Source organism: Roseicyclus marinus (genome assembly GCF_030163795.1).
Taxonomy (GTDB): domain Bacteria; phylum Pseudomonadota; class Alphaproteobacteria; order Rhodobacterales; family Rhodobacteraceae; genus Roseicyclus; species Roseicyclus marinus.
In genome coordinates this window covers 396,864-423,766 of record NZ_JASJOF010000002.1, presented here as the reverse complement: position 1 = coordinate 423,766, position 26,903 = coordinate 396,864, and the positions used below count along the sequence as shown (strand labels likewise).

Sequence of the window (26,903 nt, the reverse complement as noted above, 5' to 3'; positions counted from 1 at the left end):
GTGGGCAATCTGCCCACCATCCCGCCCATTCCGTCCATTCCTGCGATCCGCCTTAGCCGTCGTCGCGCCACAGGTTCACGATCGGATAGCGCCGATCCAGCCAGAACGCCCGTTCCGTCAACCTCGCGCCGGGGGCGGACTGGAAGCGTTTGTATTCACTGATGTAGATCAGGCTTTCGACCTTCTTCACCACGTCTCGGTCATGGCCCATCGCCACAAGATCCGCGACCGACGCTTCCTTGTCGATCAGCATCTCCAGGATCTCGTCCAGAACCGGATAGGGCGGCAGGCTGTCCTCGTCCTTCTGGTTGTCGCGCAATTCCGCCGTCGGCGGCTTGTCGATCACGACGGGCGGGATGATCTCGCCCGCCGGTCCCTGCATCCACGCCGCATGATGGGCGTTGCGCCACCGGCACGTCTCGAAGACGCGGGTCTTGTAGAGATCCTTGATCGGATTGTAGCCGCCCGCCATGTCGCCATAGATCGTGGCATAGCCCACGGCCACTTCGGATTTGTTGCCGGTGGTCAACAGCATCTCGCCGAACTTGTTCGAAAGCGCCATCAGCATCACGCCGCGCAGGCGCGACTGGATGTTTTCCTCGGTCAGGTCGGGCGCGCGCCCCTCGAACAGGGGGCCAAGCGTGCCCAGCACCGCCTCGTGCGCCGCCCCGATGGGCACCGTGTCGAGTTGCACACCCAGCCGCCGCGCCACATCGCCCGCATCGTCGAGCGAGGCTTGCGACGTGAACCGCGAGGGCAGCATCACGCAGCGCACGTTCTCCGGTCCCAGCGCATCGACCGCGATCGCCGCGACCAACGCCGAATCCACGCCCCCCGACAGGCCCAGAAGCACGCGGGAAAACCCGGTCTTGGCGCAGTAATCGCGCAATCCCGTCACCATGACGCGGTAATCGGCCTCCCACGGATCCGGCAGGGCGGATTTCTCGGCCGCCACGGCCTGCCATCCCTCGGCCCCGTGCTCGAAATCGACATGGGTCAACACGCTGTCAAAGGCGGGCATCTGGCAGGCAAGAACGCCATGCGGGTTCAGAACGAAACTCGCCCCGTCGAACACTTGGTCATCCTGCCCGCCCACGAGGTTCACATAGGCCAACGGCAACCCGGTCTCGATCACGCGGCTCACCATGATCGCCTGTCGCGTGTCCATCTTGCCCCGGTGATAGGGCGAACCGTTGGGCACAAGCAGGATCTCGGCCCCTGTCTCGGCCAGCGTTTCGGTCACATCCTCGAACCACGCATCCTCGCAGATCGGGATACCGATCCGCAGGGGCCCCACCCGGACCGGCCCCGAGGGGTCGCCGGCATGGTAATAGCGCTTCTCGTCAAAGACCTTGTAGTTGGGCAGATGGTGCTTGAGCACCTGCGCCGTGATCTTGCCGCCCTGCAAGACGAAATAGGCGTTGAAGGGCTTGTCGCCGCCGGGCAGCGGCCCGCCGATGCCGATGGCGGGCCCGTCCGCGCAATCCTTGGCCAGATCGGCCAGCACGCGGCCGACATCCGCCGAAAAGGCCGGTTTGCGCACCAGATCCTGCAATTGGTAGCCCGTCAGGAACATCTCGGGAAAGGCCACCATGTCGGCCCCCGCCGCCCGCGCCTCTTCCCAGGCGCGTCGGGCCAGCGCGGCATTGCCGCGCAGGTCGCCCACCGTCGGGTTCAATTGTGCAAGGCTCAGGCGGAACCTCTCGGCCATGGGCGGCCCCTTTCGCGCTCATCGTCGCGGCAGATGTAACAGAAAGCGCCCCGAGGCCAAGGGGCAGGCCCCCGCCGTCCCGCCTTGCGCATCCCGCAAAGCCGTTGCGCCGCCGCCCCCGACCCCCTAGCCTGAAGACCGACCAGACAGACCGACAGGCCACGGGCCACAGGGAGGCGACACCAGTGTTCCGCAAGACCCACGCCATGGCGCTTCTCGCCGTGCTTCTTTCCTCCACCGCCGTTCCCGCGCAGGAGGCTGCAGCCCCCGCCGCCGATGCCGCCGCCGAAACCGCGCCGATCGTCACCGACATCCAGCAATACGACAATGGCGGGATCTACGAGGGGCAGTTCCGCAACGGCGTGCAGCACGGGCAGGGCACGTACCGCCTGCCCAATGGCTATGAATACATCGGCGAATGGGTCGACGGCGAGATTCGCGGCCAAGGCCGGGCCACCTTCCCCGATGGCTCGATCTACGAGGGCGCCTTTGTCGCGGGCCGCCCCGAGGGTCAGGGCCGCATCACCTTCGCGGACGGCTCCACCTACGAAGGCGACTGGGCCGAGGGGCGCATCCACGGCAGCGGCATGGCCAGCTATTCCAACGGCGTCAGCTACACCGGCGAATTCCGCAACGCGCTGCACCATGGTCAGGGCGTCATGAGCGGCCCCGGCGGCTACCGCTACGAGGGAGAGTGGGAGGAGGGCGTCAAACAGGGCCAAGGGACGATCACCTACCCCGATGGCGCGACCTATGAGGGCGGCTTCGTCGCGGGTCAGCGTGCGGGCACCGGGCGCCTCGTCATGCCCGATGGCGTCACCTACGAGGGGGAATGGGCCGACGGCCAGATCAACGGCACCGGCACCCTCACCCAGCCCAATGGCGATGTCTACGAAGGCGCGCTCGCGAACGGCCAGCGCCAGGGCAGCGGCACGGTCCGCTACGCCAACGGTGATGTCTACGAGGGGGAATTCCGCGACGACCAGCGCCACGGGACAGGCACCTTCACCGCGACCGACGGCTATGTCTATACCGGCGACTGGGCCGAGGGGCAGATCTCCGGCCAAGGCCGCGTCACCTATCCCGACGGCTCGGTTTACGAGGGCGGTTTCGCCAATGATCTCGCCCATGGCACGGGCACGATCACCTATCCCGATGGCGCCTCCTATACGGGCGATTGGGTCGAGGGCGTGATCCAGGGGCAGGGCACCGCCACCTATGCCAACGGGCTCACCTATGTCGGCCAATTCCTCAACGCCCGCCAGCACGGGCAGGGCGTCATGACCCATCCCGACGGCTACCGCTACGAGGGTCAGTGGGAAAACGGCCTGCGCCACGGACAGGGCCGCGCCACCTATACCGATGGCTCCGTCTATGACGGCACCTTCGTCGCGGGCGTACGCTCGGGGCAGGGGCGGCTGACCATGCCCGAACCCAATGCCTTCTCCTATGTCGGCGAATGGGCGAACGGCGAAATCAACGGCTTCGGCATCGCCACCTATTCCAACGGCGATGTCTACGAGGGCCGCTTCGTCGACGGCCGCCGCGAGGGCGAGGGCACGATGCGCTACGCCAGCGGCGAGGTCCTGCGCGGCACATGGGAAAACGGCCTGCCGACCGAAGGGGCGGCGGTCGACGGCCCGACCCCCGCCGCCGATCCCGACACGACCGAGGCGAACGCCGATCCCGCGCCCGCCCCGGCGCAATAGGGCCCGCCGCAATCCACCGGCCGCCCCCGGGTCCACGCCATCCCGACACCGGAACGGTGCACCGGACACCGCCCCCTTCATCTTGGCCAAAAAACTCCGGGGTCCGGGGCAGCGCCCCGGTCCCGCAGCCGCCGCCCCGCGCCCCGGCAGTAAAAGGGGCCGGTTTCCCTCGGAAACCGACCCCTCCACAGCCGTGCCAAAGGGAGATCAGGCCGCGATCAACCCCATGCTCTCGAGCTTCAACAACACCTGCTGGGCGCAGTAATCCACGTCCATGCCCTCCGTGTCCACCACCAGTTCGGCGGTGGTCGGCGCTTCGTAGGGGTCTGAAATCCCGGTGAATTCCTTGATCTTGCCCTCACGCGCCAGCTTATACAGGCCCTTGCGGTCGCGCCGTTCGCATTCCTCGAGAGAGGTCGCCACATGCACCTCGATGAAGGCCCCGAAAGCCTCGATCATCTCGCGCACCGCGCGGCGCGTGGCCGTGTAGGGCGCGATGGGCGCGCAGATCGCGATCCCGCCGTTCTTGGTGATCTCGCTTGCCACGTAACCGATCCGGCGGATGTTGATGTCCCGATGCTCCTTGGAAAAGCCCAGCTCGCTCGACAGATGCTTGCGCACCACGTCACCGTCGAGCAGCGTTACCGGCCGTCCGCCCTGTTCCATCAGCTTGACCATGATCGCATTGGCGATGGTCGACTTGCCCGACCCCGACAGGCCCGTGAAAAACACGGTGAACCCCTGCTGGCTGCGCGGCGGCGAGGTGCGGCGCAATTCCTTGACCACTTCCGGGAAGGAGAACCATTCCGGGATCTCCAGCCCCTCGCGCAACCGCCGCCGCAATTCGGTGCCGGAAATATCAAGGACAGTATCGCCCTCGGGCACCTCGTTCGCGGGATAATATTGCGCCTTTTCCTGCACATAGACCATGTGTTTGAAATCGACCATCTCGATGCCGATCTCGGCCTCATGCGTCTTGAACAGCTCCTGCGCGTCATAGGGGCCGTAGAAATCGACGCCCTGGCTGTTCTTGCCGGGGCCCGCATGGTCGCGGCCCACGATGAAATGGGTGCAGCCGTGGTTCTTGCGAATGAGCCCGTGCCAGACCGCCTCGCGCGGGCCCGCCATCCGCATCGCCAGATTGAGCAGGCTCATATGCGTCGTCGCCGCCGGGTATTTGTCCAGCACCGCCTCGTAGCAGCGCACGCGGGTGAAATGGTCCACGTCGCCGGGCTTGGTCATGCCCACGACCGGGTGAATCAACAGATTCGCCTGCGCTTCCTTGGCCGCGCGGAAGGTCAGTTCCTGGTGCGCCCGGTGCAACGGGTTGCGCGTCTGGAAGGCCACGATCTTGCGCCAGCCGAGCTTGCGGAAATAGGCGCGCAATTCGTTGGGCGTGTCGCGCCGCGCGCGGAAATCGTAATGCACCGGCTGCTGGATGCCGGTGATGGCCCCACCCAGATACACCGGGCCCGCCACGTGATGCAGGTAATTGACCGCCGGATGCGCCACGTCATCCGCGCCGAACACCATCTGCGCCTCGCGCGCCTTGTTGGGGATGTACTTGTCGCCGATCGACAGGATCGCAAGGATCACACCCTCCGCATCGCGCAGCGCGATATCCTGTCCCGGCTCGACCTTGGCGGCGAAATCCTCCGATACGTCCAGCGTGATCGGCATCGGCCAAAGCGTGCCATCGGCCAGCCGCATGGTTTCCACCACGCTCTCGTAATCCTCCCGGCCCAGGAACCCTTTGAGCGGGTTGAACCCGCCGTTCATCAACAGTTCCAGGTCGCAGGTCTGGCGCGGCGTCAGGTCCCAGGACAAAAGATCGGCGGCCTCCCGCTTCAGCTTCTGCGCGCTGTCGGCCGAGACATAGAGTTCCGGAACGGGGGCAAGGTGGTTCTGCATCATCAGGGTCCTGGACTTGAGAAAGGAAAAACCGCTCCCCGTGCCGGTCAGTTCGGCATGGAGCGCGTCGTACTCGGCAAGCTTGCGGGCCAGAAAGCGGTCGGTCAGACGCGCCTTCTCCGCCGCGCCCCGCGCCGTCAGGGCATAGGCAACGCGTGCGCGCCTATCGGCGCTGTCACGCTCGGCCAGACGCACCAACCCTGCGTCCGTCACAGCCCTGAGCAGCGCGTTGAGCCGCCCGAGGCTGATGTCCAACGCCTCCGCCGTCGCCCGCTGCGACGCCTCGGGGGCGATGTCCAGCTGGCGCAGCAGCCGGAACAGCAGGTCTTCCTCGGGCGGGGTGGGTGTGGAGGTGATCATGGGTGCGTTTGGTTTGTTCAGAATTGAACATACACCGGGAAAGCGCCGCACGAAAGGGGTTTGTTCAAGTTTGAACGAACTGTTGCAGATCCAGCAACAAAAAGCCCCCGCGCGGGGCCGCGCAGGGGCTTTTCGTCAAATTGCGGGCCTTCTGGGCCTATTCCGCCGCCGCGGCCGTGGCCTCGGCCTCATGCTCGGCCAGCCATTTCTCGGCATCCAGCGCCGCCATGCAGCCCATGCCCGCGCTGGTCACCGCCTGCCGATAGACGTGATCGGTCAGATCGCCCGCCGCGAAAACGCCCGGAATGCTCGTACGCGTCGTGCCCGGCTCCACCTTCACATAGCCGCCGTTGTGCAGCTCCAGCTGGTCCTTCACCAGGTCATTCGCGGGCGCATGGCCGATCGCGACGAAGAACCCCTTGCAGGGCACTTCCGTGATCGCGCCGGTCTCGACATGACGCGCGCGCACGCCCTCGACGCCTCTGGGTCCACCCGTGGAACCGTCAGCCCCGATCACCGCGTCGATCTCGTGGTTCCACAAAACCTCGACCTTGGGATTCTTGAACAGGCGGTCCTGCATGATCTTTTCCGCCCGCAGGCTGTCGCGGCGGTGGATCAGCGTCACCTTGGACGCGAAATTGGTCAGGAACAGCGCCTCTTCCACGGCCGTGTTGCCGCCGCCCACCACGACGATCTCCTGACCGCGGTAAAAGAACCCGTCGCAGGTGGCACAGGCCGATACGCCGAAGCCCTTGAATTGTTCCTCGCTCGGCAGGCCCAGCCATTTCGCCTGCGCCCCGGTGGCAAGGATCACGGCATCGGCCGTATAGGTCGTGCCGCTATCGCCTTCCGCCACGAAGGGGCGCTTGGACAGGTCCAGCGACTGGATATGGTCGGAAATGATCTCTGTCCCCATCTCCTTGGCGTGGGCTTCCATCCGCACCATCAGGTCGGGGCCCATGACGCTGGCATCCCCCGGCCAGTTCTCGACATCGGTGGTGATGGTCAGCTGCCCACCCGGCTGGATGCCCTGCACGAGGATCGGGTTCAGCATCGCGCGGCTGGCATAGACCCCGGCGGTATAGCCCGCAGGGCCCGATCCGATGATCAACAGTCGGGTATGGCGGGGTGCATCACTCATCGGTCTCTCCTGCTTTGGCGCGCGCTCGGTCGGCGGGACTGGTCCTTGTGCCCATCCGCATATATTTCCGCAAGGCGTCGGGCGAAAGCCCTGCGTCAGAGGGTTGCACGCCGGGCCGATATGCTCCATTTGTTGCGCGGGTGTGAAATAAAGTTGCGCGGACCACGCCAGCCGTGGTCAGAATCGGAAATCGCGCGAGGGGACCGGACCAGATGCCACAGACCAAGCTCGACCCGATCGACCGCAAGATCCTCGCGGAATTGCAAGACGATGGTCGCATGACCAATGTCGAACTGGCCAAGCGCGTCGGTATTTCCGCGCCGCCCTGCCTGCGCCGCGTCCGCACATTGGAAGAGGCCGGTTTCATCCGCGGCTATCATGCCGATGTCGATCCCCGGATGCTCGGATTTGAAGTGCAGGTCTTCGCCATGGTGGGTCTGCATTCGCAGGCAGAGGCAGATCTGATCGCTTTCGAGAATCGTTGCCGCGACTGGCCGCTCGTCCGCGAATGCCACATGCTCAACGGCGAGATCGATTTCATCCTCAAATGCGTCGCGCCCGATCTCTCCACCTTCCAGAGCTTCCTGACCGGGCAACTCACCGCCGCGCCCAATGTCGCCAGCGTCCGCACCGCGCTGGTGATCCGGGGCGCCAAGGATGCACCGGGCGTGCCCTTCGACGTGATGGAAGATCGGCTGGGCCAAACGGCATGACCGGCGCGCCGACGCCGGTATCGCCCCAACAGATCCCGGCCGCCTATCAACAGGCCCTTCGCCTGCAAAACGCCGGCCAGTTGCAACAGGCAGCACAAATCTACGCTGCGATCCTGCGCACCCGCCCTTTGGCCGAACCCTGTTTCCAACTCGGTCTGATCTCCGCCCGCACCGGTCGCCGCGCCGAGGCGGCGACATGGTTCCGCCGCGCCCTCGAGATCAAGCCGCGTCAGATCGAAATCTGGACCGCGCTCATCGACGTGCTTGACGGACCCGAACGGGCCAAGGCCATGGCCGAGGCGCAGCGCCTTGGCCTCATCCCCTCGGACAAATCCGCCGCCGCCATGCGCAAGGCGCTTGCCGAACTCGAAACCGGCGATCCGCGCAAGGCCGACAGGCTCTACCGCAAGGCGCTCGAGGCAGGCGGCGATCCCGTCCCCCTGCGCGAGACATGGGCCCGCGCCCTCTTCGACCGCACGGAAACCGACGCCGCGCTCAAGGTTCTGGCCGAGGGTCTGGCCAAGGCTCCCGCCGATCCCCGCCTTCTGCTCACCCGTGCGTCCCTTCTGGAAACAGCGGGCCGCATCGATGAGGCCGAGGCAGATCTTCTCGCCGTCCTCGACGCCCGTCCCTATCACCCGCTTGCGTGGCTCGCGCTGATGCGCGCCCGCAAACAACCCCCCGGCGCGCCCCATGTCGCCACCCTCGAACAGCGTCTGCCCGAGGCCGCAGCCGATCCCGAGGCCACCCGCTACATGTCCTTCGCGCTCGCCAAGGCCCTCGAAGACCAGAAACGCGACGCCGAGGTCTTTGCCCATCTCGACCGCGCCAACACGATGACGCGCCGCAAGTTCCCGTGGAATTTCGAGGCGGACCACGGCTTCCTGCGCGACGCCATCGCCGCATGGACGCCGCGCACCCGTGGCCAATCCGGGGCGGCGCCCATCTTCGTCACCGGCCTGCCGCGCTCGGGCACGACGCTGGTGGAAACCATCCTCGCCGCCCATCCTCAGGTCGCGGCGGGCGGCGAGGCGGCCGTGATGACACCCCTTCTCCATCCAGCGGTCGAAGCTTGGTTTTCCAAGGGCACCGATTACGACGCCCAGGCCATCGGACAGGCCTATGTCGCCGGCATGGCCCGGAAACTGGGCGCCGCATCCCGCGACTGCCGCACGACGGACAAATCCATCTCGACCTATGCGACCATGGGCTATGCGCTCGACACGCTGCCCGACGCCCGCTTCGTCGTCCTTGAACGCGACCGGCGCGATGTGGGCCTGTCGATCTACAAGAACCTCTTTCGCGACGGCACCCATCGCTATTCCAACGACCTGACCGACATCGCCCGCCAGATCCGTCTGTTCGACGCCGCCGTCGCCGCGTGGCGCAAACGCATTCCGGACGCGATCCACATCGTCGATTACGAGGCGCTGACTGCCGATCCCGAACCCCATGTGCGCGCGCTGCTCGACTTCTGCGGCCTGCCTTGGGATCCGGCCTGCCTCACCCCCGAACGGACCGAACGGCAAGTTCACACCCTCAGCTCCGTGCAGGTGCGCCAACCGATCAACCGTGGCTCCGTCGGCGCGTGGAAACGCTTCGAAGGCGCGTTGCAGCCCCTGATCGCCGCGCTCGACGCAACGCGCTACGATTTCGGCTGACCCCCAGGCCTGACCCGTAACGGAAAAAGGGCGGCCATTCTGGCCGCCCCCTTGCAAGCATCCGCGCCTTGGGTCCGCGCGGGATGAGGTCCGCCTTATTCGGCGGCCTCGACCTTGGCCAGCTTCGCGGCCCGTCCCTCGGCCCGCTTCGCGCGCGACCAGGGCATTTCGATCTGCTCTTTCTGGGCTTCCACCAGAACCGCTTTCATCCAGCGCCGCGTTTTCATCTGCCTCGTCCTTCATGCCGTGTTGCGTGTCTGCCCGCTTCCGGGGCTTGAAACAGAAATTGCCGGGGCTTTCCGGCAGGGATAGGGCGAAACCGTCAAGACGCGGTAAATCTTCGGGGCGTTTTCGGGGCAGGGGACAGGGCAAAAAGGCGATTGTTTTACTGCATTTTCCGCAAATTCGCGCCATTGCCCCCGCGCCATCTGGGCAAAGCCGGGGCAAGGCCCGCCGCCTTCCCGCCCCATTCTCCGAAAGCCGCTCCTCAATTCGGGCAAGACCGCCCGAATCCCGAACCTACAGCCGAATCGCGGAGATCAATCGCCCGTAATCCGCTTCGCCCCGATGCGTCGCCCGCCGGTAGGAATAGAACCGATCCGGATCGTGATAGGTGCAATGCCGCGTCCATTCCGCCCCGGCCACGCCCGCCGCGCGCAACCGCATCAACCCGTAGCCCGGCAGATCGAACAGGTATTTCCCATCCGCCCCGTTCACGAAGAACCGGCCGTTGGTCCGGTCCTCGTCCACGAAGCGTTCAAAGAATTCCTGCCCGACCTCATAGGCGCGTTGGCTGATCGAGGGGCCGATGACAGCATGGATCGCGTCCCGCCGTGCGCCCAGCCGCTCCATCCCCTCCACGGTGGCCTCCAGCACGCCGTCCAGCGCGCCGCGCCACCCGGCGTGGGCCGCGCCGATCACGCCCGCCTCGCGGTCAGCAAACAGCACCGGCTGGCAATCGGCCGTCAGCACCGCGATGGCCAGCCCCGGCGTCGCCGTCACAACGGCATCGGCGCGCGGCTTGTCGCCGGGCGGCGCGTCCAGATGCACCGCCACTGCCGAATGGATCTGATGCGCGGTCACCAGCTTGTCGGGGGGCACGCCCATCGCATCGGCCACCCGGTCGCGGTTCATCGCCACGATCTCGGATTGGTCCGACGATCCGCCGCCGCAATTCAGCCCCTCGAAAATCCCCGATGACGCGCCACCCCGCCGCGAAAAGAATCCGTGCCTAACGCCGTCCAACAGCGGCGAGGTCAGGATATCGAGGGTCGCGGTCAGGGGCATGTGGGGCCAGTCGCGGGGGCAGGGTCCAGGGCAGGGGGCAGCGGGCTGCCCATGGGTGTCAGGGCGAGCGTGCGGAAAAGGTGTCCCATCTCGGACGGGTGCGTCAACCGCCTGTGTGCGGCGACATGCGCCTCCACCGCCGCACCGGTCAGGTTGCGCGCCAGCACCTGCGCCCGCGCCGTGATCCCCAGCCGCTCCAGAAACACGCCCTGCGCCGTCAACCCGCTCGCCCGTGCAGGCGCCGCCGCCCGCGCGATCGGGCCAAAGGCTACATGCGCCGTCAGATCGGCCATCCCCGGATCTTCCAGCGGGTCAACCGGCCTGTGCGCGCGGAGCGCCTGAAACGTATCCCCGATGCTCTCGGCATCGCCGTAATCCACGATCAGTGCCGCGCCGCCATGGGCGGCCACCCGCCGCCCGATCTCGCCCGCGATGGCCTCGGCTGGGGCGCAGGTCTCCACGATCTGGCCCTCCGCCACCTCCCGCCGATGGGCCAGCGCGCCGACCGGCGCGGCAGGCCCCAGCCCAAGGATCAGCCGGTCGCCCTCGGCCCCGATCATCCGCTCGTGCCAGCCATCGCCCTTGCCCTTCAGGAATTGCCGGATCGGAAGCGCGTCGAAAAACTCGTTGGCCACCAGCCAGATCGGCCCCTCCGGCACATCGGACAGGCTGTCGTGAAAGACCGGCTGGTAAGGGGCCAGCGCCGCCCCCTGCGCCGCCCGCAACACCGGCGAGGCTTCGACCAGATGCAGCCTGAGCGCGTCGTGAAACCCCGGCACGGCACGTGTCGCCCTCAGCGCATCGGCCATCAGCGTCCCGCGCCCCGGCCCCAGCTCGGTCAGGATGAACGGCGCGGGCGCGCCCTGATCCATCCAGACCTGTGCCAGCCAAAGCCCGATCACTTCGCCAAACATCTGGCTGATCTCGGGCGCGGTGGTGAAATCGCCCGCTTGGCCCAAGGGATCGCGCGTCGCGTAATAGCCATGCTCGGGGTGCAGCAGGCATTCTCCCATGTAATCGGCGAGCGTTATCGGCCCCATCCGCGCGATCCGCGCGATCAACCGATCCCTCAGCGCGCTCATGCCGCACGCCGCGCCCGCGCGACCAGCCACAGGCCCGCCGCGATCATCGGCACCGACAGGATCTGCCCCATCGTGACGCCGACATCGGGCGACAGCGCCAGCGCAAAGCCCACCGGGTTGTCCGGCCCCACGAATTGCGCATCGGGCTGGCGCACGAATTCCACTGCGAACCGCGCAATCCCGTAAAGGGCAAAGAACATCCCCGTCACCGCGCCGGGCCGCTTCAGCCAGCCGCGCGCCCACGCCAGCCACAACAAGATGGCTCCCATCACCAGCCCCTCGAGCAAGGCTTGGTAGAGCTGCGAGGGATGGCGCGCGCACATCTCGCCCAGCTCCGTCATCACGATCCCCACAGGCCCCGCGCAGGCCTGCGCCGCCTCGCCGGGAAAGATCACGCCCCAAGGCAGATCCGTGGGCCGTCCCCACAATTCCGCGTTGATGAAATTCGCCAGCCGCCCAAGGCCCAGACCGATCGCCACCACCATCGACATCGCATCGGCCAGTTGCAGCGGCGGCACCTTGTTCAGGCGGCAAAAGACATATCCCGCAAGCGCGACCCCGATCAGCCCGCCGTGAAACGACATGCCGCCCTGCCAGATCTGAAGGATCTGCCCCGGATTCTGCAGGTAATACCCCGGCTGGTAGAACAGGACAAAGCCGATCCGCCCGCCCAGAATCACGCCCAAAACCACCGCCGTCAGCAGCCCCTCGACCTGTGCGGGCTGCATCGGCGCGGCATCGCCGGGCCAGAGCGCCGGGCGCTTGACCGCCTGCACGATCAGCCACCAGCCCGCAACCAAGCCCGCGATATAGGCCAGCGCATACCAACGCAGCGCGAACTGGAATGCGCCGATGTTGATCGTGAACAATTCGGGCGACAGGTCGGGAAAGGGAATGGCAAAGGGCATGGGGCGGCAAGGGCTCCGGGGATCAGGTCGCGGCCATGGGTGGTCGCGGCCTGCGGCGAAGTCAACCTTGATCCCACGGCCCCGCGGGGCCATATCCGGGTCTACCACAAAGGAGCCCGGCCCATGCAGACCCGCAACAAGATCATGGAAGACATCAGCCAGCTGATGACCAACGCCATGGGCGTGGCACAGGGCGCGCGCGAAGAGGCCGAAACGGCGATGAAGTCGCTGATCGACCGCTGGCTCGCCGACCGCGATTTCGTCACCCGCGACGAATTCGAAGCCGTCCGCGCCATGGCCCAAAAGGCCCGCGAAGAGAACGAGGCGCTCAAGGCCCGCCTCGCCGCGCTCGAGGCGAAGGGCAGTTGAACGGCCCGTTGGCCGCAAAGTTGCCAACCGGCCAACCATCTTGTTCCATAATCCGGTGAAACTCTTCGGGCGTCAGTAGCCCGGAGCGTGTCATGTTGACCAATTCACCTTTTGCCGATGTCCTCGAGGCGATGAACGTCCCGTGGACACTTTTGATTGTGCCTGTTCTTCTCGCATTTGCGATAGCCGTGGTCACGCTGGCCGCGCGAAAGGGGGGCAAAGGGCGCAAGTCAGCACGTCGTGCCGATACCGAAGTGCTTGCCTCGATGTCGTTGACAGCACGACCGCTCCTGAACCGATCTGAAGGCCAAGTCTTCAACGCAATCGAGGCCGAATTGCGCAAAGTGCGCGGGGGGCACCGGCTGTTGGCACAAGTTTCGGTCGGCGAGGTCCTGACGCTTCCAAGAGGCGCACGCCGGTCTGACCGACAAATCGCGTTCAACATGATCAACGCAAAGCGTTTTGACTTCCTGATCGTAGACCAAAACTGGTGTCCGCTGGCGGCGTTGGAATACCACGGCCGAGGCCATGATCAGAAAGACGCATCCAAGCGTGACAAGATAAAGCGCATCGCCTGCAAGGCCGCCGGTCTGCCCTTGATCGAGATCCCCGCCAACGGTCTCGATCCGCGTCACATCGGGGAAATCCGCCGCTGCCTTAGCCTGCCTATGCCCATAGCCGCAGAATAACCCACACCCCACAATATCTTGTGGATACCACCGCCCCTTGCGGAACTCTCGCTGTCCGTCACGAAAATACTGCTTTACACAAGGCCCCAACCGCCGCACCGTATTTCGTAGGTGAAGGGCATCACGCCCCCACCGATATGAAAGGCACCCAGCCGATAGCGGGCGTCTTGGACAGAGACCCAAGGCCCGCAAGGCTGCCGAACACGAGGCCTGGGCCATGTCGCATTCCGAGCAGTATCTGGACATCGAAGACCTCCATCCCATCGACATCGTCGAAACGCTCGCCTCCCACCACGAATGGGATTTCGACCGTATCGCCGATGACCAGATCGCCATGGCGATCGAAGGCCAATGGCGCACCTATTCCGTCACGCTCGCCTGGTCGGCCTATGACGAAACCCTGCGCATGATCTGCACCTTCGAGATGGAGCCGCCCGCCGAAGCGCTGCCTGCCCTCTACGAAACCCTCAACCTCACCAACGACCGGTGCTGGGCCGGGGCCTTCACCTACTGGGCCGCGCAGAAACTCATGGTCTACCGCTACGGCCTCGTCCTTGCGGGCGAACAACTGGCCAGCCCTGACCAGATCGCCTGCATGGTGGAAACCGCCGTCATGGCCGCCGAACGCTACTACCCGGCCTTCCAGCTCGCCTGCTGGGGCAACCGCACTCCCGAAGAGGCGATGCAGGTCGCCATTGCAGAGACCTACGGCCGCGCCTAACCTCGCCCCCCGAACCAAGGGGGGACAGGATGGATTTCGCCGATATCTCGAACCGTGGGCTGGTCATGCTGGGCTGCGGAAAGATGGGCTCCGCCATGCTCGAGGGCTGGCTGAACAACGCCCTGCCCGCGCGCGCCGTCCATGTGATCGACCCCAACCCCTCCGATTGGCTGCGGGCCACGGGTGTCGCGATCAACGCGGATCTCCCGGCCGATCCGGCCGTCCTCATGGTCGCCGTCAAACCCCAGATGATGCAGGCCGCCCTGCCGCAGGTCGCCCGCTTCGGCGGCGGCGGCACCCTCGTCCTCTCGGTCGCCGCCGGTACCCCCATCGCCGCCTATGAGGCCGCCTTCGGCCCCGCCACCCGCGTCATCCGCTCCATGCCCAATACGCCCGCCGCCATCGGCAAGGGCATCACCGCGATCATCGGCAATGACGCGGCCAGGCCCGCCGATCTCGACCTCGCCGAAACGCTTCTCTCGGCCATCGGCCAGGTCGTCCGGCTTCAGACCGAGGATCAGATCGACGCCGTCACGGGCCTCTCCGGCTCGGGTCCCGCTTACGTCTTCCACCTCATCGACACGCTCGCCGCTGCAGGCGTCGCCGAAGGCTTGCCCGAAGCGCTCGCCATGCAACTGGCCAAGGCCACCGTCGCAGGTGCGGGTGCGCTCGCCGAAGCCGTGACCGAGACCCCCGAACAGCTTCGCATCAACGTGACCTCGCCCAATGGCACCACGCAGGCGGGTCTTGGCGTCCTGATGGACCCGGAAAAGGGCCTCCCCCCGCTCATCCGCGCCACCGTCGCCGCCGCCACGAACCGCAGCCGGGAACTCAAGGGATGACCGACACCATCACCTTCGACGATTTCGCCCGCGTCGACATCCGCGTCGGCACCGTGATCCGCGCCGAACCCTTCCCCGAGGCCCGCAAACCCGCGATCAAGCTCTGGGTCGATTACGGCCCCGAGATCGGCACAAGGAAAAGCTCTGCCCAGATCACCACCCATTACACACCCGAGGCCCTGATCGGCCGGCAGGTTCTGGGCGTGGTGAATTTCCCGCCCCGCCAGATCGGCCCCTTCATGTCCGAGGCGCTGGTCCTCGGCCTGCATGACGCAGACGGCAAGGTGGTCCTCATCGCCCCCGACCAACCCGTCCCCAACGGAGAAAAGATGTGCTGAGCCTCCTCGTCTCCCGCCGCCTTCCCGACAGCGTCATGGCCGAAGCCGAGGCGCGCTTCACAGTCACCTGCCGCACCGTCACCACGCCAATGGATCATGCCGAATGCGTGGCGGCGCTGCGCGACCATGACTTGATCCTGCCCACCTTGGGCGATGCCTTCCGCGCCCCGGCCTTCGCCGAGGTGCCCGAACCCCGTGCCAAACTGCTCGCCAATTTCGGGGTGGGCTACAACCATATCGATGTGACCGCCGCCCGCGCTGCGGGCCTTGCCGTCACCAACACGCCCGGTGCCGTCACGGACGCCACCGCCGATATCGCGCTCACCCTGATCTTGATGACCGCGCGCCGCGCGGGCGAGGGCGAACGGATGCTGCGCGCGGGCCAATGGACCGGCTGGCACCCGACCCAGATGCTCGGAATGCATGTCTCGGGCCGCACCATGGCCATCATCGGCATGGGTCGCATCGGTCAGGCCATCGCGCGGCGCTGCCATTTCGGCTTCGGCTGCAAGATCCTCTATGCCAACCGCTCGCCCAAATCCGTCGATTTCCCGGCCACCCAACTGCCGATGGCCGAGGCGCTGGCCGCCGCCGATATCGTGGTCCTCGCCACCCCCGGCGGGGCAGAGACCCATCACCTGATGGGCGCGCCCGAATTCGCCGCGATGCAGCCCCATGCGATCTTCGTGAACATCTCCCGCGGCGACGTGGTGGATGAGGCGGCCCTGATCACGGCCCTCGCGCAGAACCAGATCGCGGGCGCAGGCCTCGATGTCTTCGAATTCGAACCCGCGGTGCCGCAGGCGCTCATCGACATGGAAAACGTCACGCTCCTGCCGCACCTGGGCACTGCCGCGCTCGAGGTTCGTGAAGACATGGGCCGCATGGCGCTCGCCAATTGCATCGCCTTCGCCGAGGGACGCGCGCTCCCGAACCCTGTCTGAGCCTCTTCATCTTCCCCCAAATACGGCGGGGAGCGCGAGGGGCAGCGCCCCTCGCAAGGGGCTCGGCGCCGCAGGCGACGAAGGTCTCAGGTGACTTGCCGATCCCCCACAGCCTCGCGGAAATGCACCCGGCAGAGGCTCACGTAGCGGTCATTTCCGCCCACCTCGATCTGCGCCCCTTCGGTCAGCGCGCGGCCCGTCTCGTCCACGCGGATCACCATCGTGGCCTTGCGCCCGCAATGGCAGATCGTGCGCACCTCCCGCATCTCGTCGGCCAGCGCGAGCAATGCCGCCGATCCCGGGAACAACTCGCCCCGGAAATCGACCCGCAACCCGTAGCACATGACCGGCACGCCCAGATCGTCGACCGCGCGCGCCAATTGCCAGACCTGTTCGCGCGTCAGCCATTGCGCTTCGTCGATCAGCACGCAGGCGCAGGGCCCCCGCTGCATCCGCGCCGCGATCATCGCGAACAGGTCGCTCGTCGTCGCATAAGTATCGGCCTCCGCGGAAATGCCGATCCGGCTGCCGATCTTTCCCGTTCCCGCGCGATCGTCGAAATTCGCGGTCATCAGATAGGTCTGCATCCCCCGTTCGATGTAATTGTACGAGGCCTGCAACAGCAGGGTCGATTTCCCCGCGTTCATCGTCGAGTAATGGAAATAGAGCTTTGCCATGGCCCCCCTTCTGCCTCGGAAGCCCGTGCCCCGGCAAGATTGACCCGCCCGGCCAAAGCAGGTTTTCTGCCACCCATCTTGGCGTGGACGAGGGTGTCATGACGGACCGGGCGCAAACTTATCTCAAGCGGCATACCGAACGTCTGGTCAAGGATGTGGGGTTCGCTGCCGCCTGCGAGCTGACGGGCCGGTCCAAGGCGACACTCGGGCGCTATTTCTCGGAAAGCTCCGAACATGCCGACCGCTTCATGCCGGTCGATGCCGTGGCCGCGCTCGAGGCGGCGGCCAGTTTTCCGCATGTCACGGCAGCGCTCGCCGAATTGAACGGCAGCCAGATCGCGCGGGGCGAGACGCGGAGCAATTCGTCGGGCGCGGTGGGCGTGAACAGCCATGTCATCGCGCTCAGCCAGCGCTTCGCGATCCTGATGGCGGAATATCACCTCTCGATCGCGGACGGGAAGATCTCGATCAACGAGGCGCGCCGCCTTCTGGAAGAGACGCTCGAATTGCAAAAGGTGCTGGTCGAGATGAAGCTCCGTCTCGAGGCCGAAAGCCGGGGGTGAGGGGTCGGGGTCGAGGGCTTTCCCTGACGATCCGTTGCAAGGCTTTCGGGACGTTAACGATCCGTCCACATTCGCCTCGAAAATTTAATCTTTCCGCAAGGGATCGCCCGCGATCTCAACCCTTCCTTAACCCGTAGGGTGCGCCTTTAGGCGCACCGTGATCTGCCTCCTGCGCCTGTCACGGCGCACCGCCCCAACTCACCCGATGCGCCGCTCCACGATCACCGATCCGACCGAATATCCAGCCCCGAAGGAACAGATCAGCCCCACGTCGCCCGCCTCCAAATCCTTGGAATACTTGGCGAAAGCGATGATCGACCCGGCCGAGGACGTATTGGCGTAATCTTGCAAGATATTGGGCTGCTCGCCCGGTTCGGGATCGCGGCCCAGCACCTTGCGGCCGATGTAATCATTCATCGTCTTGTTGGCCTGATGAAGCCAAAGCCGTTTGAGATCAACGGCTTGCACGCCTTCCTCTGCCATGTGCGCCGCGATATGCGCCGAGACCATCGGCAACACATCCTTGAAGACCTTGCGCCCGTTTTGCATGAACTGCATGTCGCGCCGGTCTTCCATATGGCCCTTGCGCGTGCGCCGCAGGAACCCGTTGTTGTTCCTGATATTGTTGGAAAATTCCGTCGCGCAGCGGGTCGAGCGAATGACGAAGCGCGGTTTCGCGGCTTCGTCCTCGCGCTCGATCAGAACGGCGGTCGCCACGTCTCCGAAGATAAAATGACAATCCCGGTCGCGCCATTCCAGATGCGCCGAACAGATCTCGGGCGATATTACCAGCGCCTTGCCCGCGCTGCCCGACCGGATCATGTCCGCCGCCGCCTGAATCCCGAATGTCGCCGAGGAACAGGCGACATTCATGTCGAAGGCAAAACCACCCGATCCCAGAAGCTGCTGAATTTCAACGGCAATCGCAGGATAGGCACGCTCATGGTTCGAGGCCGCGCAGATCACCAGATCGACCTCGCCCGCCGCGACGCCCGCCATCTCCAGCGCCGCGCGCGCCGCCGCGACCCCCATCTCCGCCATCACGCTTGGTTCGTCGTCGGCGCGTTCCCGCAGCCACGGATGCATGACGGCGGGGTCAAGAACGCCTGACTTGTCAAGCACATGCCGCCGTTCGATCCCCGAGGCCGCGACGATGAACTCGGACGAGGAATAAGCCTTGGCTTCGACCTCTCCCGCCGCGATGGCCGCGGCGTTCTCGGCATTCCACAGATCGACATGCGCGTTGAAGGCCGCGACCAATTCGTCGTTGGTGATGATCTCGGGCGGCGTGAAGACGCCGGTGCCGGTGATGGCGGGCTGATGCATCCTGTCTCTCTCCATTCCCTGCCCAACAAGCGCGCGGAACCTTGCCGGGGTCAAGATGCGCCGCAGCGGCAATCAGGGCCTGCGCTTGACAGGGCGGCGAAACCGGGCAGGGTGCGCGGCAATCGAAAGGACCTGTTCTTGCCCCAGTCCCCGCCGCCCTTTTCCCGTTTCGAACGCATGATCGCTTGGCGCTACCTGCGCGCGCGCAGGGCCGAGGGCGGGGTCAGCACGATGACGGTGATCAGCTTTCTGGGCATCATGCTGGCGGTTGCCGCGCTGATCGCGACGCTCGCCGTAAGGACCGGATTTCGTTACGAATTCGTCGGTACCATCCTTGGCGCGAACCCGCATGTCAGCCTTTACGATCAGGTCGAGTTGGACGCCGATGGTCGCCAGAACCGGGTGTTCGAGGATTACGCCGAAGCCGCCGCCGCCGTCGCCGCCGTGCCGGGCGTCAGCCATGCCGCAGCCGTGATCCGGGGGCAGGTTCTGGCCGCGCATGAGGGGCGCAATGCCGGCGTGGAGGTGACGGGGATCACCCCTGCGGACCTTGCCACCGTGCCGCTGGTCGCCCAACCCGAACAGGCCTTCGGCGATCTCTCGCGCTTTGGTCAGGGCGACGGGGTCGCCATCGGCATCGGCGTCGCGCGCGAGCTGGGACTGCAAATCGGTGACCGTGTTCGCCTGATTTCTCCCGACGGGGCGCGCACGCCCTTTGGCACAAGTCCCCGCGTCTCGGCCTACGAGGTGGTCTACATCTTCCAGGTCGGACGCTGGGACATCGACCGGGTGCGCGTCTACCTGCCCTTTGCCGAAGCGCAGAGCTATTTCAACCGCGACGGCGTGGCCGACGAGATCGAGGTCTATCTCGACGATCCCGAGGATGTCGGCCCGATGATCCTGCCCATCCTGCAAGCGGCGGGCGACGTGTCGATCTGGACATGGCGCGACAGTTCCGGGGCCTTCCTGCAAGCCTTGCAGATGGAGGACAACATCATGTTCATCATCCTCTCGATCCTTGTGCTGATCGCGACGCTGAACATCGTGTCGGGCCTGATCATGCTGGTGAAGAACAAGTCGCGCGACATCGGCATCCTGCGCACCATGGGCCTGTCCGAGGCCTCGGTGCTGCGCGTCTTCTTCCTGTGCGGATCGGCCATCGGGGTGGCGGGGACGCTGGCGGGCGTGGCGCTTGGCTGCGCCTTTGCGATCTGGATCGACCCGATCTTCGATTTCGTGAACTGGGTCGCGGGGGGCGGGGTTTGGGATCCGTCGATACGGCTGATTTCCAGCCTGCCCGCGCGACTGGAATGGGGCGATGTGGCCTCGGCCATGGCATTGTCGCTGGGCCTGTCCTTCGTTGTCACGATCTTTCCTGCCCGCCGCGCGGCGCGGATGAACCCGGTCGAGGCGTTGCGCCATGAGTGAGGCCATACTGCGACTGGAGGGCATCGAGAAAGGCTACAACCTCGGCCGTCCGAACGAGGTGCGCGTGTTGCGCGGTGCCGCCGTGGACATCGCGCCGGGCGAAGTCGTGGCGCTGGTTGCGCCGTCGGGCGCGGGGAAATCGACGCTCCTGCATATCGCGGGGCTGTTGGATACGCCCGATGCGGGCCGGGTGGTGATCGGCGGACAGGACCTGTCGCGCGCAAGTGATCGTGCCCGGACCGAGGCGCGGCGCGGCATGGTGGGGTTCGTTTACCAATTCCACCACCTGCTGCCGGAATTCAGCGCGGTCGAGAATATCGTCCTGCCGCAACTGGCCCATGGCATCACGCAAGATCAGGCCGAGGCGCGGGCGCGTGACCTGCTCGGTCGCGTGGGGCTGGATCACCGACTTGATCATCGCCCCGGCACGCTGTCGGGGGGCGAGCAACAGCGCGTCGCCTTTTGCCGGGCCCTGGCCAACCAGCCGCGCCTGTTGCTGGCCGATGAACCCACCGGAAACCTCGACCCCGAGACAGCGGATACTGTTTTCGACACGCTCATGGGCTTGGTGCGGGATACGGGCATGGCCGCGCTGATCGCAACGCATAATCCTGGCCTCGCGGCGCGGATGGATCGGCGTCTGAAGCTGTCGGGCGGCGTGCTGGTCCCGGCCTAGGCTGCGCCGTCGAAGGTGTCGAGGATGATGCGCAGGCTTTGCGTGCGCATCGCGGGCGCCTCCATCAGAACCTCGTGTTCGGCCCCGTCGATCAGGGCAAAACGCCCGCCGGGCCATGTCGCCATCCGCCGCTCGATCGCCTCGGGTTCGACGATTTTTTCGCGGGTGCCGACAAGGGCCGTGCAGGTCAGGGCGGGTGCAGGCATTGCCATCAGCGCCGCGCATTCCGCCAGCGCCGATTTCAGCCATTGGATCGACGGCCCCCCCAGCGCCAGATCGGGATGTTCCTCGGTCTGGCGGGCCATGTAGTCGAATTGCGCGCGATCCGTGGTCAGCGGATTGTCGTCGAAGGGCATCGGCTGATAGGGCCCGGTCGTCGGGGCAAAGCTCTGCTCCAAGCCTAGCGGGCCGGACAGGCTCAGAACCAGCCCGCGCAGCACCTTGAGATGGGGTTTCATCTGGATTTCCCACATCGGTGCGGTGAAGACCGCGGCCTTGACCGGCAATCCGTCATGGAGCGCCCTGAGCCCGATGGCACCACCCATGGAATGACCGATCAAAAAGAAAGGGCCGGGCAGGTGTAGTGCGCTGATGGCGCCGCGAAAGGCCGCCACATCCTGCCGGTATTCGTCGAAGCTCATGACGTGGCCCATGTCGCGGCGATGTTCGGGCCGGTCGGCCAATCCCTGCCCGCGCCAGTCGAAGGTGACCATGCCATAGCCCGCCGCCGCCAGATCGGCGGCGACGCGTCCGTATTTCTCGCAATATTCTGTGCGGCCCGGCATCATCAGGACGGTGCCCTTGGGCCCGCTTGGCCAGACCGCAAACCGCAGGCGCGTGCCATCGGCGCTGTGCACCCAATAGGCCGACACGCCCTGCGGCCCTTCCGCGACATCGTCGAAGAAGGGTGCAGGCGACAGGCCGTGAGGTGCAGCGCCGGTTGTCATCAGGACAGCGCCGATCCGAGTTTCATCGCCGTGCCCATGTCGCCGTCCAGTTTCAGCTTGCCAGACATGAAGGCCATCGTGGGGTTCAGGTTGCCGTCAAGGATATCTTGGAACGTGTCGGAGCTGGCCGTCATGGTCACATCCGCTTCGTCGGTCTCTGCGGCCGCGCGGACGCCCGCGCCGTCCACGATCACTGCGCCCTCGCCTTCGATCACGAACTTGGCTGAGCCGTCGAACCCGTCACCCAGTTTCGCGGCCAATGCCTTTACCGCTTCGTCAATCACGCTCATTTGCCGTTCCCCTTCCGTCACGTTTTCGGTCGCACGGGTTTGATATGGAAGCCCCGCGCGAACATGCTACCTTCGCATCATGAAAAGGATGCGGTTCTTCCACAACACTGCCCTTGCGGCACTTCTATGTGCGGTCACGCTGCCGGCCATGGCGCAGGAAAGACCGCGCGCCGATGAGCTTCTGGATCGGCTGGCCCAGCCAGATCTGCGCAACTGGCCCGTGGTCGAGGAAGAGATCATCCTGCTTTGGTCGCGCTCCGGGTCAGCTTCGGCAGATTACCTTCTGGACCGAGGGCGTGCGGCGCTTGAAGGGGGCGACCTGACGGCGGCCTACGATCACCTGACGGCGCTGACCGATCACGCGCCCGATTTCGCCGAGGGCTGGAACGCGCGGGCCACGATGTTCTTCGAGGCGAATCGCTACGGCCCCGCGATCGCCGATATCCAGCGTGTCCTGGCTCTGGAGCCGCGTCATTTCGGGGCGCTGACCGGTCTGGGCTTCATGCTCGAGGAAATGGGGCTGCCGGAGGAGGCGCTGGCTGCCTTCCGGGCGGCGCAGGCTATACATCCGCACCGCGACGAAATAAACGACGCGGTGGGCCGGGTCGAACGCGCGCTTGAGGGGCAGGCCCTCTGAACCCGCCCAGCCCGCCGTCGGGGGCGTGAGGAAAGTCAGCCAGATGATGGACGGCAGCACGACAGACAGGGGCCGCATCGCTGCGGTGCTGGGCCCGACCAACACCGGCAAGACGCATTACGCCATCGAACGGATGCTGGCGCATCGCACCGGGATCATCGGCCTGCCGCTGCGCCTGCTGGCGCGCGAGGTCTATGACCGCATCGTGTCCTTGCGCGGTCCCTCGGTCGTGGCGCTGGTCACCGGCGAAGAGCGCATCGTGCCCGAGCGTACCCAGTACTGGGTCTGCACGGTCGAGGCGATGCCTGTGGGCCTTGGCGCGGATTTCGTCGCCATCGACGAGATCCAGCTTTGCGCCGATCCCGAGCGGGGGCATGTCTTCACCGACCGGCTGCTCCACGCGCGGGGGTTTCACGAGACGCTGTTTCTCGGGGCTGGGACGATGCGCGGGGCGATTGCGGCACTCGTTCCCCGTGCGCAATTCCTGAGTCGCGAACGTTTTTCACAGCTTGTGTATACGGGTTCGAAAAAGATAAGCCGGATGCCCCCACGTAGTGCGATCGTGGGCTTTTCCGTCGAAAATCTCTATGCCACCGCAGAGCTTTTACGCCGTCAGAAGGGCGGGGCGGCGGTGGTCATGGGGGCGCTGTCCCCGCGCACGCGAAATGCGCAGGTCGAGCTGTATCAGAACGGCGACGTGGATGTACTGGTCGCCACCGACGCGATCGGGATGGGCCTGAACCTCGACATCCGGCATGTCGCTTTTTCGGGTCTGCGCAAGTTCGACGGGCGGCGTATGCGAGAACTGATGCCCAATGAACTGGCCCAGATCGCGGGCCGGGCCGGGCGCTACACCCAAGACGGCACCTTCGGCGTGACGGGCGAGGCACCGCCGTTGGACGATGATCTGGCGCTTGCGATCCAGGAGCATCGCTTTGCCCCGATCCGCAAATTGTTTTGGCGTAACTCCGATCTGGAGTTCGGCTCGGTCGCGCGGCTTGTCGCCTCGCTCGAACAGCCGATCGAGGATGATTGGCTGTCCCGCGCGCGTGAGGCCGACGATCTTATGGCGCTCAAGGCGATTTCCGAGCGCGACGATGTGAAGGGTCGATTGCGCGATGCGCGCGACGTTCGGCTTTTGTGGGATGTCTGCCGCATTCCCGATTTTCGTGGCATCAGCCACACGGAACACGCCGAGCTTTTGGGGCGTATCTTCGATTTCCTGCATGATCTGGGTCGGGTGCCCGACGATTGGCTGGCCCGTCAGGTCAAGCGGATCGACCGGACCGAGGGCGATATCGACACGCTGTCCAAGCGGCTCGCCTTCATCCGGACTTGGACCTACGTCGCGCAACGTGACGGCTGGGTGGACGATCTTGCCCATTGGCGCGAGGCGACGCGTGCCGTAGAAGACCGTCTGTCCGATGCGCTCCATGGTGCGCTGACGCAAAGATTTGTCGACCGGCGGACGAGCGTGCTGCTCCGGCGGTTGAAACAGAAGGAGAGCCTGGTGGCTGATGTGAACGACAAGGGTGAAGTGACGGTCGAAGGCCAGGTTCTGGGCCGGATCGAAGGGTTCCGTTTCCGCCAGGACCAGACCGCCAGCCCCGACGAGGCAAAGACCCTGCGCCAGGCCGCGATGGCGGCGCTCCGCCCCGAGTTCCACTTGCGCGCCGACCGCTTCTACAACACGCCCGACACCGAATTCGACGTGACCGAACAGGGTGGGCTGATGTGGGGCGATCAGGCCATCGGCAAGCTGGTCAAGGGCGACGATCCGCTGAAACCCACTGCTGAGGCTTTCGTCGATGACGAAGCCGGGCCCGAGGTCGTTACCAAGGTCCAGCGCCGGTTGCAGCATTTCATCGACCGCCGGATCGCGGCGCAGTTCGAACCGCTTCTGGCTTTGTCGCGCGACGAGGCCGTGACGGGGCTTGCGCGCGGCGTGGCGTTTCGTATGCGCGAAGGGTTCGGGATCGTCCCCCGCTCCGAGATCGCCGATGACATCAAGGCGCTGGATCAAGATGCGCGCGGCATGTTGCGCAAGCATGGCGTGCGCTTTGGCCAGTTCACGATCTTTCAACCCCTGCTCCTCAAGCCCGCGCCGACCCGGCTGCGTTTGGTTCTTTGGGGGCTGTGGTCGGGGCTTGATGTTTTCCCCGAAAGCCCGCCTCCCGGGCTTGTGACTATTCCGCACGACAGCCAGCAACCGCGCGGCTATTACGCCATGTCCGGCTACCGTCCGGCAGGCACGCGCGCGATCCGGATCGACATGCTGGAGCGTCTGGCCGACATGCTGCGGGCACGCGACACGCGCGCAGGCTTCGAGGCGACGCCCGACATGTTGTCGATCAGCGGCCTGACGCTGGAACAATTCGCCGATCTGATGGGTGGCCTCGGCTATCGCGCCGAACGCGGCGAAAGGCCCAAGGTTAAGCCTGCCCCGGCCCCCGCGCCCGAGCCTGCCGCAACCGACGCGCCCGAGACGATGGATGAAAGCGTTCTCGGCGCCGCGGTGCCCACCGGCCTTGAAGGAGCGGATACGCCGGACCCGATGCCCGAACCGCCCCCCGCCGAGATGCCCGTGGAAACCCCGGTCGAGACGCCGCCCTCTGCACCTGAGGAGGTCCCCGACGATGCGCCGGCCGAAGTGCCGCAGGACGCGCCCGGCGACGAGGCCGCCGCCCCAGCGGAGACCGAGGTTTTCTACACCTTCACTTGGGCCCCGCGTCGTCAGGGCGGCGGGAACAAGGGATCGCGCCGGGGCGACGGCAAACGCCAGGGCCAAGATCAGGGGCAGGGCCAGCGCGCAGGCGCGGGTCAGCCCCGTGGAGAGGGCGGCCCACCCCGCGGCGAAGGCGGCAAACCCCGTGGCAAAGGTGGCAAGCCGCAGCGTGGCAAGGGCGGCAAACCCCAGCGGGAGGATGACGGCCCCAAGGTCTTTTCCGCCCGCCCCGAGCGCAAGAAGGACCGGATCGACCCCGATAATCCCTTTGCGCAGGCGCTCGCCGGATTGAGGGACAAGACCTGACCGAGGCGCGCCCCACAGGGCGGCTGGACAAGTGGCTGTGGCAGGCGCGGTTTTTCAAGACGCGCAGCCTCGCCACCCGGCTGGTCGCCGATGGCCAAGTGCGGGTGAACGCGGCGCGCGTGGTCAAGCCCGCCACCGCCGTGGGGCCGGGTGATGTGCTGACCTTCCCGCAAGGTGCGCGGATCCGTGTTGTGCGGATCACGGGCCTGGGCGTCCGACGCGGTCCCGCGGCCGAGGCGCAGACGCTCTACGAAGATCTCACGCCCGAGCGCGCGGATGCGATCCCGGCCGAACGGAGCGGGCCACGCCCCACCAAACGGGATCGCCGGGCGCTCGACGCGCTGCGCGACGGTGAGGGTCCGGAAAACTGAACCTCGATCGGCGTTGCGAAAGGCCTTGAAACCTGTAAACCCAGGTTTACAGTCTGAGCGGATAACGACCCGCCCGCCCGGTCTTGCAATGACCCGGGGCGTGGCGTAGCAGACAGCACGACCGACCAGCCGAGGATGACAGATGACCTATGTCGTGACGGAAAATTGCATCGCCTGCAAATACACCGATTGCGTGGAGGTCTGCCCCGTGGATTGTTTCTACGAGGGTGAGAACATGCTGGTCATCCATCCCGACGAATGCATCGATTGCGGCGTCTGCGAACCGGAATGCCCTGCCGATGCGATCCGGCCCGACACCGAGCCGGACATGGAAAAATGGGTCGAGTTCAACCGCAAGTATTCCGAGGCCTGGCCTGTCATCATCACCCGCAAGGATCCCCTCCCCGAAGCGGAGGAGATGGACGGCAAGCCGGGCAAGATGGACCTTTTCTCGGAAACCCCGGGCGAGGGCGGTTGACCACCCGATTCGCGCCTATACGCCACCCAAGGGGCTGAAAGGCGCGATTTACCTCCTCGAATCCCCTGTAAAAGCAGGGGCTGGGAGGGTGCC

27 protein-coding genes are annotated in these 26,903 nt (G+C 65.8%); 16 read left to right on the top strand and 11 right to left on the bottom strand.

The window, feature by feature from the left end:
- Positions 1-52 precede the first annotated feature (52 nt).
- The gene (locus QQK63_RS04850; RefSeq protein ID WP_277826987.1) at positions 53-1,711 is read right to left on the bottom strand and encodes an NAD+ synthase; all 1,659 of its coding nucleotides are present in this window, start codon (positions 1,709-1,711) and stop codon (positions 53-55) included.
- Positions 1,712-1,917: 206 nt separating this feature from the next.
- Between QQK63_RS04850 and QQK63_RS04845 the strand changes: the two genes are divergently transcribed.
- Positions 1,918-3,420 carry an MORN repeat-containing protein gene (locus QQK63_RS04845; protein ID WP_277827806.1) on the top strand — a complete coding sequence of 501 codons (1,503 nt, stop codon included), beginning with the start codon at positions 1,918-1,920 and terminating at the stop codon, positions 3,418-3,420.
- Between the two features lie 207 nt (positions 3,421-3,627).
- Here QQK63_RS04845 and QQK63_RS04840 read toward each other — a convergent pair whose 3' ends face one another.
- Together QQK63_RS04840 and trxB are read right to left on the bottom strand one after the other, a co-directional pair.
- Positions 3,628-5,691 carry a bifunctional sulfate adenylyltransferase/adenylylsulfate kinase gene (locus tag QQK63_RS04840; RefSeq protein WP_277826989.1) on the bottom strand — a complete coding sequence of 688 codons (2,064 nt, stop codon included), beginning with the start codon at positions 5,689-5,691 and terminating at the stop codon, positions 3,628-3,630.
- Positions 5,692-5,848: 157 nt separating this feature from the next.
- Entirely contained in the window at positions 5,849-6,832 is a 984-nt protein-coding gene (trxB, locus tag QQK63_RS04835; RefSeq protein ID WP_277826991.1) for a thioredoxin-disulfide reductase, read from the bottom strand.
- Between the two features lie 212 nt (positions 6,833-7,044).
- Here trxB and QQK63_RS04830 point away from each other — a divergent pair, with 212 nt between their 5' ends.
- A complete protein-coding gene (locus QQK63_RS04830; protein WP_277826993.1) occupies positions 7,045-7,545 on the top strand; it encodes an Lrp/AsnC family transcriptional regulator in 501 nt (166 codons plus the stop codon).
- The gene (locus QQK63_RS04825; RefSeq protein WP_277826995.1) at positions 7,542-9,206 is read left to right on the top strand and encodes a tetratricopeptide repeat-containing sulfotransferase family protein; all 1,665 of its coding nucleotides are present in this window, start codon (positions 7,542-7,544) and stop codon (positions 9,204-9,206) included. Before QQK63_RS04830 ends, QQK63_RS04825 begins: the two co-directional genes overlap by 4 nt.
- 95 nt (positions 9,207-9,301) lie before the next feature.
- On the opposite strand, the gene QQK63_RS04820 is transcribed toward QQK63_RS04825, so the two are convergent.
- The 4 genes from QQK63_RS04820 to lgt form a co-directional block, all read right to left on the bottom strand.
- Positions 9,302-9,433, bottom strand: a complete 132-nt coding sequence (locus tag QQK63_RS04820) for a hypothetical protein (RefSeq protein ID WP_277826997.1) — start codon at positions 9,431-9,433, stop codon at positions 9,302-9,304.
- Positions 9,434-9,725: 292 nt separating this feature from the next.
- Complete coding sequence (gene pgeF, locus QQK63_RS04815) at positions 9,726-10,493, bottom strand: peptidoglycan editing factor PgeF (RefSeq protein WP_277826999.1); 768 nt, start codon at positions 10,491-10,493, stop codon at positions 9,726-9,728.
- Positions 10,484-11,575, bottom strand: a complete 1,092-nt coding sequence (locus QQK63_RS04810; RefSeq protein WP_277827001.1) for a class I SAM-dependent methyltransferase — start codon at positions 11,573-11,575, stop codon at positions 10,484-10,486. Before QQK63_RS04810 ends, pgeF begins: the two co-directional genes overlap by 10 nt.
- Complete coding sequence (gene lgt / locus QQK63_RS04805) at positions 11,572-12,483, bottom strand: prolipoprotein diacylglyceryl transferase (RefSeq protein WP_277827003.1); 912 nt, start codon at positions 12,481-12,483, stop codon at positions 11,572-11,574. Before lgt ends, QQK63_RS04810 begins: the two co-directional genes overlap by 4 nt.
- A gap of 123 nt (positions 12,484-12,606) precedes the next feature.
- Between lgt and QQK63_RS04800 the strand changes: the two genes are divergently transcribed.
- The 6 genes from QQK63_RS04800 to QQK63_RS04775 all read left to right on the top strand — a co-directional run bounded on the left by QQK63_RS04800 (position 12,607) and on the right by QQK63_RS04775 (position 16,386).
- A complete protein-coding gene (locus QQK63_RS04800; RefSeq protein ID WP_277827005.1) occupies positions 12,607-12,852 on the top strand; it encodes an accessory factor UbiK family protein in 246 nt (81 codons plus the stop codon).
- A 92-nt stretch (positions 12,853-12,944) separates the two neighbouring features.
- Complete coding sequence (locus tag QQK63_RS04795; RefSeq protein WP_277827007.1) at positions 12,945-13,541, top strand: DUF2726 domain-containing protein; 597 nt, start codon at positions 12,945-12,947, stop codon at positions 13,539-13,541.
- 217 nt (positions 13,542-13,758) lie between these two features.
- The gene (locus tag QQK63_RS04790; protein ID WP_277827009.1) at positions 13,759-14,262 is read left to right on the top strand and encodes a type III secretion system chaperone family protein; all 504 of its coding nucleotides are present in this window, start codon (positions 13,759-13,761) and stop codon (positions 14,260-14,262) included.
- A 29-nt stretch (positions 14,263-14,291) separates the two neighbouring features.
- Positions 14,292-15,104: a pyrroline-5-carboxylate reductase gene (gene proC / locus QQK63_RS04785; RefSeq protein ID WP_277827011.1), complete on the top strand. Its 813-nt coding sequence runs from the start codon at positions 14,292-14,294 to the stop codon at positions 15,102-15,104.
- Positions 15,101-15,442 (top strand): tRNA-binding protein, encoded by a 342-nt coding sequence (locus QQK63_RS04780; protein WP_277827013.1) that lies wholly within the window; start codon positions 15,101-15,103, stop codon positions 15,440-15,442. The genes proC and QQK63_RS04780 overlap by 4 nt, the downstream gene beginning before the upstream one ends.
- Positions 15,439-16,386, top strand: a complete 948-nt coding sequence (locus QQK63_RS04775) for a 2-hydroxyacid dehydrogenase (RefSeq protein ID WP_277827808.1) — start codon at positions 15,439-15,441, stop codon at positions 16,384-16,386. Before QQK63_RS04780 ends, QQK63_RS04775 begins: the two co-directional genes overlap by 4 nt.
- Positions 16,387-16,472: 86 nt before the next feature.
- On the opposite strand, the gene QQK63_RS04770 is transcribed toward QQK63_RS04775, so the two are convergent.
- On the bottom strand, positions 16,473-17,063 hold the full coding sequence (locus QQK63_RS04770) for a thymidine kinase (RefSeq protein WP_277827015.1): 591 nt from the start codon (positions 17,061-17,063) through the stop codon (positions 16,473-16,475).
- A gap of 98 nt (positions 17,064-17,161) precedes the next feature.
- On the opposite strand from QQK63_RS04770, the gene QQK63_RS04765 reads away from it, so the two are divergent.
- Complete coding sequence (locus QQK63_RS04765) at positions 17,162-17,626, top strand: hypothetical protein (protein ID WP_277827017.1); 465 nt, start codon at positions 17,162-17,164, stop codon at positions 17,624-17,626.
- Between the two features lie 198 nt (positions 17,627-17,824).
- Here the strand turns inward: QQK63_RS04765 and QQK63_RS04760 are convergent, their stop codons facing one another.
- Positions 17,825-18,952, bottom strand: coding sequence for a beta-ketoacyl-ACP synthase III (locus tag QQK63_RS04760; RefSeq protein WP_277827019.1), 1,128 nt, complete (start codon positions 18,950-18,952; stop codon positions 17,825-17,827).
- A gap of 138 nt (positions 18,953-19,090) precedes the next feature.
- Between QQK63_RS04760 and QQK63_RS04755 the strand changes: the two genes are divergently transcribed.
- Together QQK63_RS04755 and QQK63_RS04750 are read left to right on the top strand one after the other, a co-directional pair.
- Positions 19,091-20,380: a lipoprotein-releasing ABC transporter permease subunit gene (locus tag QQK63_RS04755; protein ID WP_277827021.1), complete on the top strand. Its 1,290-nt coding sequence runs from the start codon at positions 19,091-19,093 to the stop codon at positions 20,378-20,380.
- Complete coding sequence (locus QQK63_RS04750) at positions 20,373-21,056, top strand: ABC transporter ATP-binding protein (protein WP_277827023.1); 684 nt, start codon at positions 20,373-20,375, stop codon at positions 21,054-21,056. The genes QQK63_RS04755 and QQK63_RS04750 overlap by 8 nt, the downstream gene beginning before the upstream one ends.
- On the opposite strand, the gene QQK63_RS04745 is transcribed toward QQK63_RS04750, so the two are convergent.
- Complete coding sequence (locus tag QQK63_RS04745; protein ID WP_277827025.1) at positions 21,053-22,003, bottom strand: alpha/beta fold hydrolase; 951 nt, start codon at positions 22,001-22,003, stop codon at positions 21,053-21,055. The two genes, QQK63_RS04750 and QQK63_RS04745, sit on opposite strands and share 4 nt — an antisense overlap.
- Positions 22,003-22,293, bottom strand: a complete 291-nt coding sequence (locus QQK63_RS04740) for an SCP2 sterol-binding domain-containing protein (RefSeq protein ID WP_277827027.1) — start codon at positions 22,291-22,293, stop codon at positions 22,003-22,005. Before QQK63_RS04740 ends, QQK63_RS04745 begins: the two co-directional genes overlap by 1 nt.
- 88 nt (positions 22,294-22,381) lie before the next feature.
- Here QQK63_RS04740 and QQK63_RS04735 point away from each other — a divergent pair, with 88 nt between their 5' ends.
- The 4 genes from QQK63_RS04735 to fdxA all read left to right on the top strand — a co-directional run bounded on the left by QQK63_RS04735 (position 22,382) and on the right by fdxA (position 26,810).
- Positions 22,382-22,930 (top strand): tetratricopeptide repeat protein, encoded by a 549-nt coding sequence (locus tag QQK63_RS04735; protein WP_431312817.1) that lies wholly within the window; start codon positions 22,382-22,384, stop codon positions 22,928-22,930.
- A gap of 46 nt (positions 22,931-22,976) precedes the next feature.
- Positions 22,977-25,961 carry a helicase-related protein gene (locus QQK63_RS04730; RefSeq protein ID WP_377134777.1) on the top strand — a complete coding sequence of 995 codons (2,985 nt, stop codon included), beginning with the start codon at positions 22,977-22,979 and terminating at the stop codon, positions 25,959-25,961.
- Positions 25,958-26,332 (top strand): RNA-binding S4 domain-containing protein, encoded by a 375-nt coding sequence (locus QQK63_RS04725; protein ID WP_277827810.1) that lies wholly within the window; start codon positions 25,958-25,960, stop codon positions 26,330-26,332. Before QQK63_RS04730 ends, QQK63_RS04725 begins: the two co-directional genes overlap by 4 nt.
- 142 nt (positions 26,333-26,474) lie before the next feature.
- Positions 26,475-26,810: a ferredoxin FdxA gene (fdxA, locus tag QQK63_RS04720; protein WP_277827035.1), complete on the top strand. Its 336-nt coding sequence runs from the start codon at positions 26,475-26,477 to the stop codon at positions 26,808-26,810.
- Positions 26,811-26,903 lie beyond the last annotated feature (93 nt).

Bases quoted from the DNA above. Each gene is read 5' to 3' on its own strand.
- QQK63_RS04750 (WP_277827023.1), top strand. From the start codon at position 20,373: ATGAGTGAGGCCATACTGCGACTGGAGGGCATCGAGAAAGGCTACAAC.
- QQK63_RS04845 (WP_277827806.1), top strand. From the start codon at position 1,918: ATGGCGCTTCTCGCCGTGCTTCTTTCCTCCACCGCCGTTCCCGCGCAG.
- QQK63_RS04760 (WP_277827019.1), bottom strand. From the start codon at position 18,952: ATGCATCAGCCCGCCATCACCGGCACCGGCGTCTTCACGCCGCCCGAG.
- QQK63_RS04745 (WP_277827025.1), bottom strand. From the start codon at position 22,003: ATGACAACCGGCGCTGCACCTCACGGCCTGTCGCCTGCACCCTTCTTC.
- QQK63_RS04850 (WP_277826987.1), bottom strand. From the start codon at position 1,711: ATGGCCGAGAGGTTCCGCCTGAGCCTTGCACAATTGAACCCGACGGTG.
- QQK63_RS04740 (WP_277827027.1), bottom strand. From the start codon at position 22,293: ATGAGCGTGATTGACGAAGCGGTAAAGGCATTGGCCGCGAAACTGGGT.
- QQK63_RS04795 (WP_277827007.1), top strand. From the start codon at position 12,945: ATGTTGACCAATTCACCTTTTGCCGATGTCCTCGAGGCGATGAACGTC.
- QQK63_RS04780 (WP_277827013.1), top strand. From the start codon at position 15,101: ATGACCGACACCATCACCTTCGACGATTTCGCCCGCGTCGACATCCGC.
- pgeF (WP_277826999.1), bottom strand. From the start codon at position 10,493: ATGCCCCTGACCGCGACCCTCGATATCCTGACCTCGCCGCTGTTGGAC.
- QQK63_RS04825 (WP_277826995.1), top strand. From the start codon at position 7,542: ATGACCGGCGCGCCGACGCCGGTATCGCCCCAACAGATCCCGGCCGCC.
- QQK63_RS04820 (WP_277826997.1), bottom strand. From the start codon at position 9,433: ATGAAAACGCGGCGCTGGATGAAAGCGGTTCTGGTGGAAGCCCAGAAA.
- QQK63_RS04735 (WP_431312817.1), top strand. From the start codon at position 22,382: ATGCGGTTCTTCCACAACACTGCCCTTGCGGCACTTCTATGTGCGGTC.
- QQK63_RS04800 (WP_277827005.1), top strand. From the start codon at position 12,607: ATGCAGACCCGCAACAAGATCATGGAAGACATCAGCCAGCTGATGACC.
- QQK63_RS04730 (WP_377134777.1), top strand. From the start codon at position 22,977: ATGGACGGCAGCACGACAGACAGGGGCCGCATCGCTGCGGTGCTGGGC.
- trxB (WP_277826991.1), bottom strand. From the start codon at position 6,832: ATGAGTGATGCACCCCGCCATACCCGACTGTTGATCATCGGATCGGGC.
- QQK63_RS04830 (WP_277826993.1), top strand. From the start codon at position 7,045: ATGCCACAGACCAAGCTCGACCCGATCGACCGCAAGATCCTCGCGGAA.
- fdxA (WP_277827035.1), top strand. From the start codon at position 26,475: ATGACCTATGTCGTGACGGAAAATTGCATCGCCTGCAAATACACCGAT.
- QQK63_RS04790 (WP_277827009.1), top strand. From the start codon at position 13,759: ATGTCGCATTCCGAGCAGTATCTGGACATCGAAGACCTCCATCCCATC.
- proC (WP_277827011.1), top strand. From the start codon at position 14,292: ATGGATTTCGCCGATATCTCGAACCGTGGGCTGGTCATGCTGGGCTGC.
- QQK63_RS04810 (WP_277827001.1), bottom strand. From the start codon at position 11,575: ATGAGCGCGCTGAGGGATCGGTTGATCGCGCGGATCGCGCGGATGGGG.
- QQK63_RS04765 (WP_277827017.1), top strand. From the start codon at position 17,162: ATGACGGACCGGGCGCAAACTTATCTCAAGCGGCATACCGAACGTCTG.
- QQK63_RS04840 (WP_277826989.1), bottom strand. From the start codon at position 5,691: ATGATCACCTCCACACCCACCCCGCCCGAGGAAGACCTGCTGTTCCGG.
- QQK63_RS04770 (WP_277827015.1), bottom strand. From the start codon at position 17,063: ATGGCAAAGCTCTATTTCCATTACTCGACGATGAACGCGGGGAAATCG.
- lgt (WP_277827003.1), bottom strand. From the start codon at position 12,483: ATGCCCTTTGCCATTCCCTTTCCCGACCTGTCGCCCGAATTGTTCACG.